The organism is Parapedobacter tibetensis (assembly GCF_024704835.1).
GTDB classification, from domain to species: Bacteria; Bacteroidota; Bacteroidia; order Sphingobacteriales; family Sphingobacteriaceae; genus Parapedobacter; species Parapedobacter tibetensis.
In genome coordinates this window covers 1-17,145 of record NZ_JAMXBE010000021.1, presented here as the reverse complement: position 1 = coordinate 17,145, position 17,145 = coordinate 1, and the positions used below count along the sequence as shown (strand labels likewise).

The 17,145-nt window shown below is 46.2% G+C and carries 11 protein-coding genes; 1 reads left to right on the top strand and 10 read right to left on the bottom strand.

Annotated elements, in window-relative coordinates; translation table 11 throughout:
- Window positions 1–27: 27 nt before the first annotated feature.
- On the bottom strand, window positions 28–1,092 hold the full coding sequence (gene dinB / locus NF543_RS22860; protein ID WP_257957557.1) for a DNA polymerase IV: 1,065 nt from the start codon (window positions 1,090–1,092) through the stop codon (window positions 28–30).
- Window positions 1,093–1,178: 86 nt separating this feature from the next.
- Window positions 1,179–3,896 carry a carboxypeptidase-like regulatory domain-containing protein gene (locus NF543_RS22855; RefSeq protein ID WP_257670527.1) on the bottom strand — a complete coding sequence of 906 codons (2,718 nt, stop codon included), beginning with the start codon at window positions 3,894–3,896 and terminating at the stop codon, window positions 1,179–1,181.
- Between the two features lie 188 nt (window positions 3,897–4,084).
- Here NF543_RS22855 and NF543_RS22850 point away from each other — a divergent pair, with 188 nt between their 5' ends.
- A complete protein-coding gene (locus tag NF543_RS22850) occupies window positions 4,085–6,040 on the top strand; it encodes a DUF2207 domain-containing protein (protein WP_257670526.1) in 1,956 nt (651 codons plus the stop codon).
- Window positions 6,041–6,061: 21 nt separating this feature from the next.
- On the opposite strand, the gene NF543_RS22845 is transcribed toward NF543_RS22850, so the two are convergent.
- The 8 genes from NF543_RS22845 to NF543_RS22810 form a co-directional block, all read right to left on the bottom strand.
- Window positions 6,062–7,054 (bottom strand): ATP-grasp domain-containing protein, encoded by a 993-nt coding sequence (locus NF543_RS22845; RefSeq protein ID WP_257670525.1) that lies wholly within the window; start codon window positions 7,052–7,054, stop codon window positions 6,062–6,064.
- 66 nt (window positions 7,055–7,120) lie between these two features.
- Complete coding sequence (locus NF543_RS22840; protein WP_257957556.1) at window positions 7,121–8,932, bottom strand: peptidase MATCAP family protein; 1,812 nt, start codon at window positions 8,930–8,932, stop codon at window positions 7,121–7,123.
- A gap of 42 nt (window positions 8,933–8,974) precedes the next feature.
- Window positions 8,975–9,760 (bottom strand): N-formylglutamate amidohydrolase, encoded by a 786-nt coding sequence (locus NF543_RS22835; protein WP_257670523.1) that lies wholly within the window; start codon window positions 9,758–9,760, stop codon window positions 8,975–8,977.
- Window positions 9,761–10,018: 258 nt separating this feature from the next.
- Entirely contained in the window at window positions 10,019–10,510 is a 492-nt protein-coding gene (locus tag NF543_RS22830; RefSeq protein WP_257670522.1) for a hypothetical protein, read from the bottom strand.
- 194 nt (window positions 10,511–10,704) lie between these two features.
- Window positions 10,705–12,285, bottom strand: a complete 1,581-nt coding sequence (locus NF543_RS22825) for a helix-turn-helix domain-containing protein (RefSeq protein ID WP_257670521.1) — start codon at window positions 12,283–12,285, stop codon at window positions 10,705–10,707.
- A gap of 183 nt (window positions 12,286–12,468) precedes the next feature.
- Window positions 12,469–14,454: an OmpA family protein gene (locus tag NF543_RS22820; RefSeq protein ID WP_257670520.1), complete on the bottom strand. Its 1,986-nt coding sequence runs from the start codon at window positions 14,452–14,454 to the stop codon at window positions 12,469–12,471.
- 68 nt (window positions 14,455–14,522) lie between these two features.
- Window positions 14,523–15,527 carry a PorP/SprF family type IX secretion system membrane protein gene (locus NF543_RS22815; protein WP_257670519.1) on the bottom strand — a complete coding sequence of 335 codons (1,005 nt, stop codon included), beginning with the start codon at window positions 15,525–15,527 and terminating at the stop codon, window positions 14,523–14,525.
- Between the two features lie 69 nt (window positions 15,528–15,596).
- Window positions 15,597–17,145, bottom strand: a 1,549-nt coding sequence (locus NF543_RS22810) for a T9SS type B sorting domain-containing protein (RefSeq protein ID WP_257670518.1), incomplete at its 5' end; no start/stop codon positions are given.

The window sequence follows — 17,145 nt, the reverse complement described above, 5'->3', positions numbered from 1 at the left end:
GTATGGGCAGCAGGTATAGCGCTAGAATCAAAACAGCTTTAGTTGGCTTGGTGTAAGCGGGATATTATCAAAATTGCTCACCGATATACCCAATAGCCGTATAGGCATCGGATCCTGTGCTACCACTAGTTGGAGGAATTGGCGAGCAATAGCAAGCATTTCCTCGGAATCATCGGTATAATAAGGTAAAGAATGGCTTCGGGTAATGAGCCTGAAATCAGCAAATCTAATTTTAAGGGTAAACGTGCGTCCTTTAAGTTGACTTTTTTTTAGGCGGCTAGCCAATTTCGAGGCAATTTTGCCAAGCTCCTCCTCCATCGCATCCATATGGATGAGGTCTTTACTAAACGTATCCTCCACCGCCAGCGATTTACGTTCACGGTCGGGCTGTACAGGCCGGTCGTCTATCCCTCGCACAATACGGTAATAAAAACGCCCACTCTTACCAAATAACCTCACTAAATCCGCTTCGGTCAGTCGTTTGAGATCGGCACCCGTAAATAGCTGTAATTGTTTCATTTTCGCAGCGGTCACCTTCCCCACCCCAAAGAATTTTTCCACCGGAAGGCCTTCCATAAACCGTTCCACCCGGGAAGGGCCTATGAAGGTAAGTCCATCCGGTTTATTCATGTCGGAGGCTATTTTGGCAACAAACTTGTTGATGGATATACCGGCCGAAGCCGTCAATAGCAGTTCCTCATGAATAGCCTCCTTGATTTGGCGGGCAATATCCATCGCGTAGCCTATCCCTAGTTTATCGGTCGTTACATCCAAATAAGCCTCATCAAGCGAAAGCGGCTCGATGAAATCGGTATAACGGCGAAAAATATCTCTTATTTGAATCGAAACGGCCTTATAGGCATCAAATCGGGGTGGTACAAATAACACTTGGGGACAAAGCTTGGCCGCCATACTGCACGGCATGGCTGAGCGTATCCCATATTGGCGGGCTTCATAGCTAGCTGTGGCCACCACTCCACGACTATTTGGGGAACCACCAACGACTAAGGGCTTGCCTCGGTATTCGGGAAAATCGCGCTGCTCTACCGAGGCGTAGAAGGCATCCATATCGATATGGATGATCTTCCGCATATTTTTTCCACTTTCTTTCGTCATGGATATTACTCAATAAACCTCATACGGCCATCGTCTGAGATGGCATAAGCGCACGTGTTCTCTTACTTCACCGTGTATCGATATACGGTACGGCCAATATTACCCCGTGCATCGATACCCTCCACAACAACCCGATAATTTCCAAGACCATCAGCATTATAATAATCGATATGGGTTTGCCCATCCTCTCCTGTGGTCACGGCGGGATTCCAATACACGGTTGTCCGGATGTCGTTGACCGCACGCCGCTCAGGGGTATCGTATTTGGGTGTATAGAACTTGCGCTCCTTGATATATCCCAGCGGAGTAAGATCAATGATATTGCTTTTGGGCAATAAGCTTTCGATCTCGCTAAGTGACATTCTCGGGGCCTTCTCCACCTTTTTGGTATAGATGGATACCACGCCATTATTCTGGTGGGTTCGGCTCACCACACCCAACTCATCCCTCAGGAAAATCTCGATACCTTCTATATCAGCTATAGCAACACCATTGAGCGAAGGCACGTCTACCGCCATGCCATTGATAAAAAACTGTACGGGTATCCTCCCCCCGGCATTGTAATCGCGTGTGATGAAGAAATTTTGGCTTTGGCTATCGTATGTAATCCCCGTTAATGCGGTTTGGAGGCACATCAACAACATATTGCAACCCTTGAGGCGCTCCACCCCAATGCGGTGATCAGCCATGCCCAATCCTGAAATGGCGGGGTAATCCTTATGTGAGGCTGATGGCTTGGCCCTAGCAGTCACCTCCACCTCTTCAAGCAAGATGGACGTGCGATACTCATTACGGCTGTTCGTTACATAAGGTGCAATCGCATCATTGATGTTAAGCAAGCCATCCCCACGATATCTATTTGAATCGACGCCTGGAAACTCAGTTTGATCCATGGTAATCACCAAATTTCTGTAATTGTCATTGCCGCGGGCGTTGACGGTTACCCTTGACGAATCGGTAAACACGAGGTCATTAAATACAAACCGTCCATTTTCATCTGTATACGTATCCTTACGGAAACTTCTGTCGGGTATGGAAAGTAATAAGCCTCCATTGGGTACTGGTTTACCATTGTTTAACCGCAAAACACCAGAAATCGAAATCCCCTGTTCCGGGAGGAAATACACCTGTGGGTATTTATCAGCCAAAATATCCGTATAGGAAAATCGGCGGTAGCCTTGGGTGAGCAATAGGGCATCGAGGGCTTCCCGCTTTTGTTCGTCTGGCTTGTTGAAATAATAGTTCGGTTGCTCCACATATCCTGCGAGGTCAGACGTAAGCAACAAATTACTCAGGATAGTGATTTCCTTATTTTCTTCATACGGCACTTTGGCCTCATCAATCACGGCAATCGAATAGCTGCCTGCGGCAGGCTCGCCGTTGTTGTTTACGGCTAGTCCGAGCTTAACCTGCTGCTTAGCCGAATACTCCTTTTGGTCAGTGGTAACCTGGATATCCAGCGGTTTAATATTTTCAACGAAAACCAGCCGCTCACTTATTGGCTTGGCATCCGATGTGAATAAGGTAAGTTGTGCAATGCCGGTGGGAAAACGTTCTTTGGGCAAGTTCACTGCTACCGTTGCAGTACGCAATGTCGCTTGTGCGGCATAGCACAAAATGCCATTGCTCTGCGCAATCAGGTAAAATGCCTGGTCCTTATGTGCTTGGTAATACGCTTCATTGGCCATGATGGCCAATTGCAATTGGGCGGTATCTGAATGCTGTACGGTTACACTGATTCCTTGTTCCATAACCTCCGGCAGCGGATAATTGCGGGTTTCACCGTTGTCAAAAGTTATCTTGGCCGTATAGCGCTGGTCCAGTTCCGGGTTGAACGTGAAATGCCCCATACCCAAATTGGTATCGGCAAATGTGGCCACCACCTCGTTGCTTTGGTTGGTCACTTCCCCTTTCACTGTCAGTCCCAAACCGTCGCTACCCACCGCCTTAAATGCAACTTTCTTGACCAGTCCGGCAATGAGTTCGCCGCCTTCCGGAAAAAATTGCACATCGGCATCCCAAAGGGCCGATCGGAGTGGAAAGGCGCCCATCATCGGGGTATCCCCACCTCCTGTTTCCAATGAAACATGCAGGTTCCCTTTCTTTAAAAGTTCCCGATCCTTCCCGATGATGTTGATGGTCGCGTTGCCCATCGCATCCGTTTGTGCCTTGCCATCGTCTATGGGCTCCCATCCAGCAACTGCGGCCCAAGTCAGTTTTTTATTACTCAAAGGTTTGCCTTCCCGATCTTTAAACTGGATAATGGCTTGGGTCTTTGCACCCTTCCCCTTGCTCGCATCGTTATATATAATCGTATAATGCAGCCCATCGGTGAGCGCATCGCCTACAGGGACGACTTTGTTGAAGAAATAGGCCGAATTAAAATTGACCATCCATTTGGTATAGGCTCTAAAGCGATAATTATCCTGTACATACCATTCTGGATCCAACACCAAATGCCCTGACCCCGTGTTGTTGGCCAAAGGGATACGTAATGTCTGCATCAATGAATCGCGTCCATTCATCACGTCCACATAAACCACATTGCTGAGGTCATAATCATATAAGTTGCTAACGAGATAGGTCTTAAACCAAAGTGTATCGCCCACAGCATAGTACGGCTTGTCAAAATGTAAGTGGACTTTCTCTATTGGATACGCTTCCAACAGTTTTTGCGTCTTTTCCACTACGGTATTGATGCTTGTCGTGTCTTGAGCATACACGACTACTGAAAATAAACTAAGGATAAAGCAAGTAAGTATTTTTTTGATAGGGTTCATTCAAATCAATCTAGTATGGAATCATTGGCTAATATATCGCTTTTTGGCAATTCCCACCAACCACTCCCCATTTTTTAACATTTTACTCCTTCCAAGGACTTGGATATATTTTCCCGGAAGAAAGGATGTATCGTTTGGTCATTTCCACCCAAAACGATACCTTAGCACCATACTGACCCATAACTATCATGTTAAAACATCCAATCATTCTTTTTCCTTTGGTACTTTGTGCATTTTTCATGTGCCTTTTCCAAGGGGAACTTTCTGCCCGGCAATCGTCTGAAGAATTTAGAAATGACAGTCTGTATTGGATGACCCAAGAATATATCCACGCTTTTGATGTGGATATGAAACTGGATTCATCAGGGATGCTACTCGTGACGGAACAGATCACCATCCATGCGCTTGGCCGTGATTTTAAACGGGGATTAGTACGCACCATCCCCACCTCCCGCATAAATAAACATGGGATACGTAAACGGATAGATTTTGAAATCACCGATATTAGGAAAGATGGGGCTGAGGAACATTTCTTCACGGAGGAAACACGTAATGACCGCAGCATCTATATCGGCAAGGAGCATGTGATGCTCACACCGGGTATACATACCTACACCATCACCTACCAAACAAAGGGCCATGTAGGGTTTTTCGATGGATATGATGAGATTTACTGGAATGTGACGGGCGATAAATGGAATTTCACCATACGCCGCGCATCCATCACCCTGCATCTCCCGAAGGGGGCGTCCGTGTTGCAACATCAATGCTATACTGGGCCAGCTGATCGAAGCACCAATGCCTGCACCTATGCGGACAATAGTGATGGTACCCTTCATTTTCAAACCCAGGACAACGTGAATCAATGGGAAGGGTTTGCTATCGCTGTAGGTTTTACCCCAGGATTTATTCGGCGCCCCGGCATATTGGAAGGATTTTATAATGATTACAAGAGCTATGTGTTAGCCGCAATTTTAGTGTTCGGCCTGTTCCTGTATTATTACTTCTTATGGAATCGGCATGGCCGTGACCCCAAAATGCCTACGATCATCGCCCAGTATGAACCACCTGACAAACTTTCGCCTGCGCGAATGCGCTACCTGTATAAACGGAAAGTGGATGACAAAACCTTTACAACGGCGTTGATCAATATGGCGGTTAAAAAGCATATTACGATAGCCGTGCCACGGACTAAAAAGGAAAACTATATGCTCAGGAAAAGAAGTGAGGAACCTGATGGGCTATCAAAAGAAGAAGCCGAAGTTTTTCAAAAATTATTTCGCTCGCGTAAAAGTATCAGCACAGCGGCAAGCAATGGCACCACGCTCCGGTCAACCAAAGACGTATTGAAAAAAACCATCACCAATGATATCCGTATCAAAGATTACTTTCTAAAAAATACCCGCCAGGCGATTTGGGGGTTCCTTGCTCTGTTGCTGGCACTGGTGGTCTATTTTATTGTCGAAGCACGGGATACCGACTTTTTATTGCTATTCGTGACTCCTTTTGTTGCATTTGGAGGTGTTATTACGGTGCTGGGAATTAATGAAGTATTCAAAGGTAATTTTTTCATTGGCTTATTGTTGACTGGTTTCGGGCTTATTTTCGGGGCGGTGCCCTTGGTTTCGATACTTGCCACTGCTGATCAAATCAACTACGTTTTGGCCTTTTTCATGGTAGCATGCATCGGTCTATATGTGTTGTTTGTACGTTTAGTCAAAGTGCCAACTGAAGTTGGTGCCACAACGATGAGCAAAATACTGGGTTTCAAAATGTACTTGGAAACCGTGGAAGAGCACCGACTGAACATACTCAACCCGCCCGACCATACGCCCGAACTGTTTGAAAAATTCCTTCCATACGCCTTCGCCCTCGATGTAGAAAACCAATGGGCTGAAAAATTCAAGAACGAATTGGAAAAACTGGGCTATGAGCCCGATTGGTATACTGGCGATTCCATGACCACATTCAATGTTGCCACGGTAGGCGTGCTTGCCAGCTTCAGCGGAGCGGTCAATCCAGCACCACCAAGCTCCTCAGGTTCTTCATCTGGTTCATCGGGCAGTAGCAGTTGGAGTTCTGGTAGTTCCGGCGGGGGTTCCTCCAGCGGTGGGGGTGGTGGCGGAGGTGGCGGTGGCTGGTAAAGCCGCCTTCAGACCGACTCGTTACCCACCAACTCGTTGTTCCACAGTAGTCATGACGGCATTGCAGAAATCAACACCATATAACTCACTGGCTACCTGTAATCCACCCGGGCTGAAGACATTTATCTCCATTAGTTTGTTGCCTACGACATCCAATCCTGCTAAAAACATTCCGTCTTCTTTCAATTTCTGGGCAACTGCTCCTGCGACATCCAACAATTGCTTGGTCACTTTCACCTTTTGAGCTTGCCCACCTTGGTGGATATTGCTGCGGATATCGCCTGTTTTTTGAACGCGACGGATAGCAGCTATCTTCCCACCCACTTGCAGCACATCCCCATCGAGCAAGAACAAACGGATGTCTCCTTTTCTTGCTTCAGGGAGATACTCCTGCGCAATCAAGAAACCGTCCCTGCAAATAGCTTCCACGATCTGTTTCATGTTTTTGTCTTCTTTACCATCCACAAGAAACACATTTTTACCCCCTGAGCCTTTCAATGGTTTTAGGATGATTTTACGTTTGTGGTCGTGATAGAATTTTTCCACATCTACCAGGTTACGGGTGATGATGGTATCGGGACGTACCTTTGCCGGGAAATATTGCAGATATAGCTTACTGGAAGCATGGGCAAGCCCATTTGGGTCATTGAGCACGACCACTCCCTGCTGGCTAGCCAACTGTCCAAATAGGATACCCGCATCCTGTGCCCATGGCCGACTTTCCATATCCATAACGGGGTCGTTTCTTAGTAACAGTACATCCAATTCCTTGGCACTGATTCGTTGTTTTTCACTTTCCCGTAGGGCTTCCAGCATGGTGGACGTTGAGCGAAACTCCTTTTGGGGTACAACACGTGCATGGGCACCTATCTGTCCATTTGCAAAATAGGCCAAATCACCCACACCGATGTAGTATACCTTGTGACCCAAGCGGTGGGCCTCAAGCGCAAGCCCGGTGGTGGTGTAATCCACCTTTTCCTTGTGTGTCTGATTGACTAGAAAAGCGATGTTCATATACAAAAGTGAAAAGTAAATGTTATAAAACTGGGATAAGCTGACGGCCCATAGCTGACAGCAGAGCTAATTTATCATTTTAAACACACTACCTCCTTTTTTGATTTCATCAATCCGATCGAAGTAGGGTTTCTCCAAAAACCTGGGGCGCAGGGGTGATGGCCGGAGCAGCTGCCTATGCATCAGCCCTTCGATAACCGGCAGATAATCTTGCCGGATCTTACCCACGAGCAACTTCGTAATGTCTTTGCCCTGTTTGATGTATTCGATCACATTCAGCAACCCTTTGAGATATACCGCATCCTTTGTAAGCCCTCCTCCCCGATATACCCGCATGGCAATATAAAATGCCAACTCGGACCTAAACTTGTATTTGTCCGTAAGCATGGCAAATGTATCGGGGAATGAATTGCCCGCTACCATGTGATATACTGCCACCACACGGGCGGCAAGTATACGCATCCGATCATTAGTGAGCCCCCCAGCCATATATTCGGTTAGCACGGCGAGCCCTTCTTGCAATTGTTCATAGCCCGGCACCCCTACATGAAATAGCTTGAAAGGCTGGGCCATCCCATTGTAATACGTGGCTACATGTGTGCCAATCTCATGTTGAAGCAATGCAAAGGCCCGTTCCTTAGCAATGCGATAGCGGCTCCCGATATTGAGCGTGCCCCGCGATACCATGACACCTTCCACGTCGTCTCTCACACGTACGGCGGTGGATACGATATCATATTGATTTTTCAGGTATTGCAGTTCAACTCTCGCCAATTGTGCAAATTCATTGGCATTCAACATCTCCTTTTCTTCAGATGACCGTTTTAGTTCGGCAGCCACCAATATGGCACGGGCCGTTTCGAGCAAGTTTTCCTCGATGTTGCCAAATAGCTGTTGGCTACTATAGAGGAAATCGGGCTTCTCCCGTTCACCCAACATGTTGAGCATGCGGTCTATTTCCTTGCGTTTATCCCGAAAAAGGTAGGCTATCGTTGGATCCGCTATATCTTCAATGGATAGGCAATACAACTTCCTTTTAATTAGCTCGGGATCTATAGGCATGGGGCGGTAGTGAAATACTGGGGGTTTCTGGTACTTGCTTTTACAAAAATCCTCCCATGCCTCTTTGGCATTGATTGGGGTTACCAACAGGAGGAAATCAAACTGGTTGCTATATTCAGCCAATTTATCATCGATTTCCCATACTGTTTCATGCAGTTCAGTGGTGCCCAACATCTCAAAATGGGCCGCGTTATAGGATGTTTGCATCCGTACAAATTCGAAGAAACTTTTCCGCAATGCCTTTCCAAAGCCCTCACGCAATTCCCGTAGAAACAATGGATACGGTGAGCCAGTTTGCCGATTGATATAAATGGGGGCGATTTCAAGCCCAATGACATGGATTTCGCTTTTGCGGGCCTCCTCGTTGCTTAACAATGCCTCATAATAGGGCGGAGATGGCATTTTCTTCCGTTTACTGAGCGTTACATCCATAGCTATCCCCTGACTAAGCTGAATATTTTGCAACTCTGTCTGTAGTTTTTCCGCTATCGGCAACACACTTTTTTGGTTAATATGGATGGTAAACGTAGCCGAGTCGTCCTGATTGGATAACCATACTTCTAACAGCATAAATCCTCCGAATTGATCTGCCAAGGTATTAGCTATCGCCTTAATGATGGGTGTAACTGTCCAGTCATCGGTATCCGGGGCTACCAAATAAGCAGACTCCGTTTTGCCCAGGGTTAATGTAAATTCATCCTCACTATCGGGTGGTATACGGTAAACCAGCAAAAAGGGAACTGGTCTATCCATAACCAACTCACCCTTATTGGGCAAACTGATATGAAGTGGAAGACCCTTTTTGAGTTTATCCACGATACGGTTAATATATTTTTTTTCGTTAATGGCCATCCCACATTAAGTAAGTTTGCTTTGAACATCAAGCTGATCCAATAGAAAAGGGATACACCCCTTTAATGCCATTCTAATATCGTTTAGATGCCGGATATCCACCCTGCCTGTCCATTCGTCCATAAACGTTTTTTTGAATTCCAAGGAAAGCACACATCCATATTCACCGTAATACCGATTGACCCATTCGGCAAATGTCCCTCCTCCAAATTTCGTATTCTCCCTAACATCCGGGAAATGCCCCAAAATGGAATGATACGACAAGAAACGAACCACACGGCGGCCCAATAGCTGCCATTTTCCGTAATTAAATGCCGTTCCGATATTGATTTCCGGATTCTCACTGATGCTTGCAGCTTCTAAAGGATTTGATCGTCGATGATTATAGCTATGGATGTCTAAAACCACGAACTTCCCAAACATCGCAATGGTCCATTGAAGCAGTTGCGCGACCCCCGTATAGAAACGATCATACTCGTCCAATAACTGTAGGATGCTGGTTTTGGGCAAGGGCCGACGCCACACCTGTAGGCCCCAAGCATCTTCTGGACGCCGATATATGGCTTGCTCGCGTGCGCGATTCAAATCTATCTGGAACCTCGAAGTCCGCACATCAATCCGGCTTACCGGCAAATCTGCCATATAAGCTGTATAGGGGTCTTCTTCTCGAAAACGTTCATGCTCCTGCAGCGCTAGGTCGTCCAATAGGGAAGCGTCTATCAAATGACCATCATGAATAGCTGCTGCAATGATCGGGCTTTGCGCCTTGTGTATCGAAAAAGATAATTCCATGGGTGAAAATCTCCAATCATTACAGTTCTTTTCTATTGCTATCAATCGATAACAATAACAAGTTGGCTAGTTAAATGTTTTTGAAGAAGAATGGTTGGGTATGTACCTATAAAAGAAGACCAATCAAACTAAATTGATTGGCCTATTGGTGATTTAGGAATCAGCCCTCTTGTTGTTTGGTAGATGGATGTAACGTATCGCTATAGGCACCTCAGGTGCCAGCGCCATCCGGTTGGTATACTTAAATCATTGCATCGGTTATAGCCCCCAATTGTTCTTTTTGCTTTCTTTTATATTCACACAAAATCTCATAACATAATGGTATACTTTTTTCTCATCGTTCACTTCATACGCTATTCCACACCATGAAACAAGATATCGGCGTAAACCGATTCTGGAAATCAGGATGGGGAGCCACTCCTTCTCTTTTATCCAAATCTCCATGCGGGAGTCATCTCTGATATAGGAAAAATCAAGTTCCGCATTTTCCAAATACTGGGTCAACTTATCGTAACAACTGCAGTATGAAACAGGCCGCTTTGGCTTCCCTCGGGAGAATCCCCTCAGCAATGGCCTCCTTACCCTTTTATCTAGGGTAGCCTCCATCATCACACGATCAAATCCGTCCTGGACCAAAATCAATTGGCCACGGCTATCATGCCGCTGCATGTAAAAAAAAGTAAGCAGCCCAACAATACACAACACCAAGATGTAAATAAGGAACAAACTCGCAATAGAAATTTCCATCATGGACAAAAGCAGTAATAAGCGTCAAAGTTACAGGTCGGCAGCCGTAAATCAAACTGTTTACCTTGTCATATGACGGAATTTTGAAAGGTGAATTCTCCCATAATTAACTATAAATGAAAAGTTTATCACAATGTTTATTTTCACGGCATAAACAGCTGCTGTACCCTGTCGGCAACCGCATTTATAACTAGGTTCTAATCGACCATCACAGGTTTCTTGTCCTTATTGGTTTTTTTCAAGTATGTCATGAAAGTTGATGGTGCCAAACCGGTAACGTTTCTAAAGATGGTCGTAAATTGGCTATGAGTGGAAAAGCCGCATTCCTCGGCCAAATAACTGATTTTGTAGTTTAGGTATCTGCTGTCTTCTTCCATTTTGGCGATGATGTAATTGATGCGGAGGTCGTTGATGTAGGTATTGAAGTCTTTATGCCTAAAATTATTGATGATATGGGAGAGGTATTTTGTATTGGTTTTCATTTTTCCTGCCAACACGGCAATGGAAATATTTTTATCGGTAAACTGCAGCGAAGATTCAAAACGCTCCAGTTTTTTCAGCAGTTCTTGCTTCTTGTCTTCCGGCATTAGCTCCTTATCCCTAGAGTCAACCATAACTGGAGCTGGCTTGCCGGCGGCCTGCCCTTCTTTTCTCAGTCTATGAATAAGCTCCTTGAAGCGCCGATAATTCCGTTTTTGTTGCCAAATGTATATCCCCATGCCCATTCCTCCGAGCAATATCAAAACGGATGCAACGGAGCTCATGATCTTGTGGGAGGCAGTCATTTCAACTAGTTTTTGCTGGATGCCAACCAATACGTTATCGGCATACCTACTGTGTTTAGATGCATTATCCCTTACGGCTTCTATATGTTTTTCACTGTAATGCATGTAATCCTCATTGTTATTGGTGGCTTTATGATATAAAGCGAGGCTCTTATATACACTGATTTTGAGGTGGGGAAACCCGGTTGTTTCCGCGGTCGAAAGTGCTTTTTCTAAATACACATTTGCTTCGTGATAAGCACCTTGTAGCGTATATACACGCCCCAGTCCACTATAAATAAAGCCATGGAGCGGAGTTTCAGCATCTGAAGTGCTGGTTCCTAACGCCAAGGCATTCAAATAGTGACAGTTTGCCGAATCGACAATCCCCCGTTCTAAATAACACAATCCCAGCCGCTCTTCGTTTTGTGTCAGTGCAAAGTTTACGGTTGGTGATTCAGGAAGGTCATTGAAAAATGTCGCTGCCCATTTGAACGATTGGATAGCCTCTTGCAAATGCTCTTCTTCCAAGGCATAGAATCCCATTTCCTGATAACATTGGCCTTTATATAGTTTCGACCGGTTTACATCATCCACCTTATCTATCGCTTTCAACCCTTTTTCTAAATATTTTTTTCCCTCACTTAGTAATCCTGTTTCTCGGTATTGGGTAGAAAGAACGCCATATATGCGGGCTTGCCAATCGTATATATTCGCCTTTACCGCTATTTTTTCCGCTTCAATGGCATAAAAAATCGAGGAATCCCTATTGGCCATGCGGTGATACATATCACCGATTAGCATCAACGAACGTATTTTATGGATATCACTGACGGAAGTTTGGTAGAGTGAATCGGCTGCCTTCAGGGCAAGCCTGACATCTTCACTGGCCGTATGCATATAGATGTGATAGAAGGTACTGTCAAAAGCATCCTGTTGGTTTCCGCCGGTTTGTGAAAAGGTTTCGGGAGTATAAATTAATAAAAAAATAATCCAAGTAACTAAATGTTTCATTTTTATTGGTTTTGCTAACAAAAATGCATAAAAATGGAAATAAAATTACAGAATCGTAAAAAAAATAACAAACCTGACATGGTTGTTGCGATTAAATGGCTGCGATTAAACGGGCTTGTAAATAAAATTGACCAATCCGAAATCCGGATTGGTCAACCATTTCGAAAAATAAGTTTTATTCGATCAATACTCCAGCACGGTCACTTCGGTCCGCCTATTAGCTTGGTGGGCTTCCCGCGAGCAAGGCACACCATTAGCACATTTGTTGACCAGTTGGCTCTCCCCAAAGCCTTGGGCAATCATCCGTTCACGAACGATGCCTTTGCCTACCAAATAGTCGACAGCGGCTTGCGCACGTCGCTGCGATAAGCCCATGTTATACTCATCGCTGCCACGGCTGTCGGTATGGCTGGAGAGGCGGATTTTTAATGTGGGGTAATCATTCATGATTTGTACCAACCTATCCAATATCTCCGCGGCATCTGGGCGGATATTGTGTTTATCAAAATTGTAATAAATATTCTCCAGCTCAATATTTTGCCCTACAACAAACTCGGGTTCCAACAATAAAGCCACTTCTAACGTGTCACTTTTCACTATTCCCATCGTACTCACTGCCGCTGAATCAGGCTGATATCCCTCTTTTGTGCCCAACACGGAATATACACGGTTGCGGTCAAGCACGAATTCAAATGTCCCTTCACGGGTGCTGCTTTGCCGTGCGACGATTTCACGTTCGCCATCAAAAAGCGTAATCGCGGTGCCCGCTAAGCGTGCTCCAGTCTGCTTATCGGATGTTGTCCCTTGCAGGATGATGATAATTTTTGGTTTATCTAATGTGAATGAATAAATGTCATCGGCTCCCTTTCCCCCAGTTCTATTGGATGAAAGGTAGCCGTATACGTTTTCTTCATCTTCCAATGTACCGATATAAGCGAAGTCATCTCCTGATGAATTGATGGGATACCGCAGATTTTTTGATTCCGACCAACGATCCCCGCTTCCTTCCGCGTGGAAAATATCCAGTCCTCCCATCCCTACCAATCCATCGCTGGAATAATACAGGCTGTTATCTGGGCCAATGTTTGGAAATAGTTCCTCCCCTTCACTGTTTACCGCGGATCCAGCATTTACGGGAGTGCCCCAGCTTCCATCCGTTTGCTTTTTACAAAACCAGATATCTGTACCACCGTAACCACCCGGCATATCGCTTGCAAAATAGAGTATATTGCCATCATTGCTCAATGCCGCATGGCCTAAAGAGTATTTTTGCACGTCGTTATAAGGAAATGGTGTAGCTTCCCATTGGCCGGTTTCTGAAGTTTTGGTATAAATATAAAGTTCCAAGTTCTGGGTGCGGTATTTTTTCCGCCGTTCTTTGGTCACCTCTCCTTCCTTACCGGGATAGGTGCGGGTTACAAATAAGGTGCTCCCCGTGTTGTCCGTCGCTATCGGGCCGATATGGTAACGTTCATCATTGGGCACTGCATCTGCCAGCTGTGGGGAGGATAACCTATTATCCGTGGAACGTTTAGCTGAATAAATCCGTAGAAATGCGTTGCCCGTCCAACCATAGGAATTGAAACCCAGTCCTTTTCCAGGTTCACCCGTATAGTAAACTGCGCCATCATTAGGGAACGTGGCAAACTCCGACAAATCCGTGTTCACAGCCGCCTCATTTTGCACATGATGTCCCGTAGGTTGCTTGATCCAAACCATGGAAGAGTCACAGCCCGCGATTTGCCTGGCCACTGATTCACGGTCACCAGCAAGGGACGCATACGCTTCCAATTGCTGCTTAGCCTCCTCATATTTCCCATTTACTTTTAGCACCTGGCCGTAATGCCGCAAGTTTTCGGGCGCACTATCCTCATGTTCGATGACGCTGGAATACCATTTTTCAGCAGATTCGTAGTCATTCATTTTCGTGTAGCTGTCGGCAAGACGTTCCAGGTCTTGTAAACGGGGCTTCCTCCGGTTCGCAAGTTTCTCATACAACACCGAAGCATTTGCATATTCATAACGCCGGTACAACTCGTCTGCACGGTCACGCAAATTAGGCTGTTCCTGGGCATAGGCCGGGGCAACCAATAATATGCAAATAGTGATCAAAGCCATGATGGCCAAAGCCATAATCACGTAAATTTTAGCGAATAACGATTCCTTCATATTCTTGTTATATTTAACTATTCTCACAATTAACGCAGCAATGTCAACGAAACATGTCCATACGCCCGTTAGAAAAACCGAGGGCTTAGCAATCGATTCGCCCGCTTGCCAAACGTAATTCCCAATGTCACCTCATGTGATCCATTCTGCACATTACTCAACCTGCTCAGGATATGGTCATACGAATAACCGATACGCAACGCCTCTGTAATATAGATCTGGGTAATGGCTGAAATCGAATTCCGTCGATCTAAACGGTTTCCTGTAACGCGTTCATAATCCTTTTTGAATACCGTAACCCCGGTACGCCATCCTCCCCCGATCCAAAACCGGTCGGCGAAGATGAACATCGCATTGAGATCAAGGCTCGTGGGGCCCTTGAAATCCTCCTTGACCAATAGACTGGGCCGCAGCTTGGTCCCTTCACTAAGGTTGACCAATGCCCCGCCCATAAAATAGATATGGCGTTTACGCCGGATGTTATCGGTGGTCGTATTGTCCCAGCGGAAAATATTGTTGCTCTGGTCGCCGGACAATAAATCCATGATTGATACCCCAGCATACCAACTCGGATTATAGTAATAGACACCAAAACGGACATCGGGTATGAAATTGGCGATTTTGTTTGGCGGCAGGTTCGGGTCGCCTGGTGTCACCGGGTCTAGCATCACGCCATCAAGGCTGTACTGGGTAAAACCTGCCCCTAATCCAAAACTCAACCGTTGCGTATCCTCGTCGTTCAAGCGCAACCGAAAAGCATAATTGGCGTAAAACGCGGTGGCCGCTTGGGGGCCAATCCTGTCGGCCGTCATCTGAATACCCAATCCATGCCGTTTATTCGTTGGATCCAATACCCCATCGACGGACAATGAGCCCGTTTCTGGCGCCCCGTCAAGTCCCACCCATTGACTCCGCAAACCCAACTGACCAAACCATTCCTCTTTATAGCCTGCATAGGCGGGATTGATACTCATCGAATTGAAGATGTACTGTGTGAACTGGATGTTTTGCTGTCCACGGACAATGAGTGCAGTACCCAGGGCCATTATCGTTAATAAGGTTTTTAATTTCATCGTGTTATCTTATTGGTTTGTAGAAGGGCAACCGACTTTTTTACCAAGCCGATTGCCCATAATCCAATCCTATTGCCGTTTAAGGAGCACCCAGCCTTTTTCAACTTGTTGGGTACTTCCTCTGTATAGGGTCAAAATATAGAAGTATGTTCCTTCAGTCAGGTCCTTACCATCCCAAGTGTTATTGTAATCACGATGGCGGTAGACCTCATTACCCCACCGATTGAAGATGGTTAGTTCAACCCTGTCGAACCCTTCGATACCGACAATCTCAAACAGATCATTCTGACCGTCACCATTCGGGGTGAAGACATTCGGAATTTTCAATGGATTTGCTTCCACCGTGATGGATACCACCGCCACGTTACTCCAATTCCCTTCGCTATCTTTCACCCGATAGGTGAATGTGTCATTCCCCACATACCCATGATTAGGTCTATAGGTCACCGTGCCATCTGCATTGACCACCACTGTGCCATGCTGAGGCTGACTGATGATTTCGATGGATGATGGATCCAACGGATAAGTTGCTCCTTCATCATTCGTTACCACTGGAATAACGATATTTTCATTGGCCTTTCCAACCATTTCATCATCTTCGGCCTCTGGCGGATGAACGGGTATCAAGGTAACTTCGTCATCGTTGTCGTCCTCTTCAGGATCTTGCTCATTTCCTGTTATTTGGGCCGTATTCCTATAATCTCCCGAAGGATTGACCAGGGCAGTGATACGCAATAACGCATTACCACCATTCGTAAGATTGCCGACGGCCCATATGCCCGATGTTTCATCATAAGAACCGGTTGCGGTCTCATGGGAAACGAAGGTATAGCCAGAAGGTAATTTATCGACAACTTCCACACCTGTTGCATCATTCGGACCCGCGTTGGATACCTCAATCGTGAACACGACTTCGGTATCTATCAATGGGCTATTGTTATCCACAGTTTTGGTGACCTTTAGGTCCGATGCCGGCAACGGTGGAAGTGGCGGGGTCACGCAATCTGGACAGTCCGGATCGGGATCCTTGGTCGGGCTAGTCACCTGTACCGCGTTCACCAGCTCGTCCCTGAAGTCGGATGGCGTCTGCACGGTTACCACATAGGTCACCACCGCGCCGTTCGGCAATACCGCGATCGTCTCGTTCAGGTTACCCGTGCCAGTTGTGTTCGGCAAGGTCACGGTACCTGTTGTCACGCTCGCCGTCCAACTGCTGATGGTGGTTCCCGCAGGAGCCGTATCCATGATATTCACGTCCATCGCATCGTTCGGGCCATTGTTCCTTATGGTAATCGTATAGTCAACCGCCTCACCGGGGGTGTATTCTGTCCGTCCTGCATCACTGATGACCTTCACCGTTACAATATCGGCTTGTGGATCAGGGGTCAATGGTGGCGTTGTACAGGTCAGGCATTCCGGATTGGGATCCTCGGTAGGTGTCGTTACCTGTACCGCGTTCACCAGTTCGTCCATGAAGTCTGACGGGGTCTGCACGGTTACCACATAGGTCACCATCGCGCCGTTCGGCAAGCTAGCAATGGTCTCATTCAGGTTACCCACGCCAGTTGTGTTTGGCAAGGTCACCGTGCCCGTTGTCACACTAGCGGTCCAGCTTGTT

What these genes read in the sequence shown, in the direction of transcription:
- dinB (WP_257957557.1), bottom strand. Translation starts at nt 1,092, where the DNA reads ATGCGGAAGATCATCCATATCGATATGGATGCCTTCTACGCCTCGGTA.
- NF543_RS22825 (WP_257670521.1), bottom strand. Translation starts at nt 12,285, where the DNA reads ATGAAACATTTAGTTACTTGGATTATTTTTTTATTAATTTATACTCCC.
- NF543_RS22855 (WP_257670527.1), bottom strand. Translation starts at nt 3,896, where the DNA reads ATGAACCCTATCAAAAAAATACTTACTTGCTTTATCCTTAGTTTATTT.
- NF543_RS22815 (WP_257670519.1), bottom strand. Translation starts at nt 15,527, where the DNA reads ATGAAATTAAAAACCTTATTAACGATAATGGCCCTGGGTACTGCACTC.
- NF543_RS22820 (WP_257670520.1), bottom strand. Translation starts at nt 14,454, where the DNA reads ATGAAGGAATCGTTATTCGCTAAAATTTACGTGATTATGGCTTTGGCC.
- NF543_RS22835 (WP_257670523.1), bottom strand. Translation starts at nt 9,760, where the DNA reads ATGGAATTATCTTTTTCGATACACAAGGCGCAAAGCCCGATCATTGCA.
- NF543_RS22850 (WP_257670526.1), top strand. Translation starts at nt 4,085, where the DNA reads ATGTTAAAACATCCAATCATTCTTTTTCCTTTGGTACTTTGTGCATTT.
- NF543_RS22845 (WP_257670525.1), bottom strand. Translation starts at nt 7,054, where the DNA reads ATGAACATCGCTTTTCTAGTCAATCAGACACACAAGGAAAAGGTGGAT.
- NF543_RS22830 (WP_257670522.1), bottom strand. Translation starts at nt 10,510, where the DNA reads ATGATGGAAATTTCTATTGCGAGTTTGTTCCTTATTTACATCTTGGTG.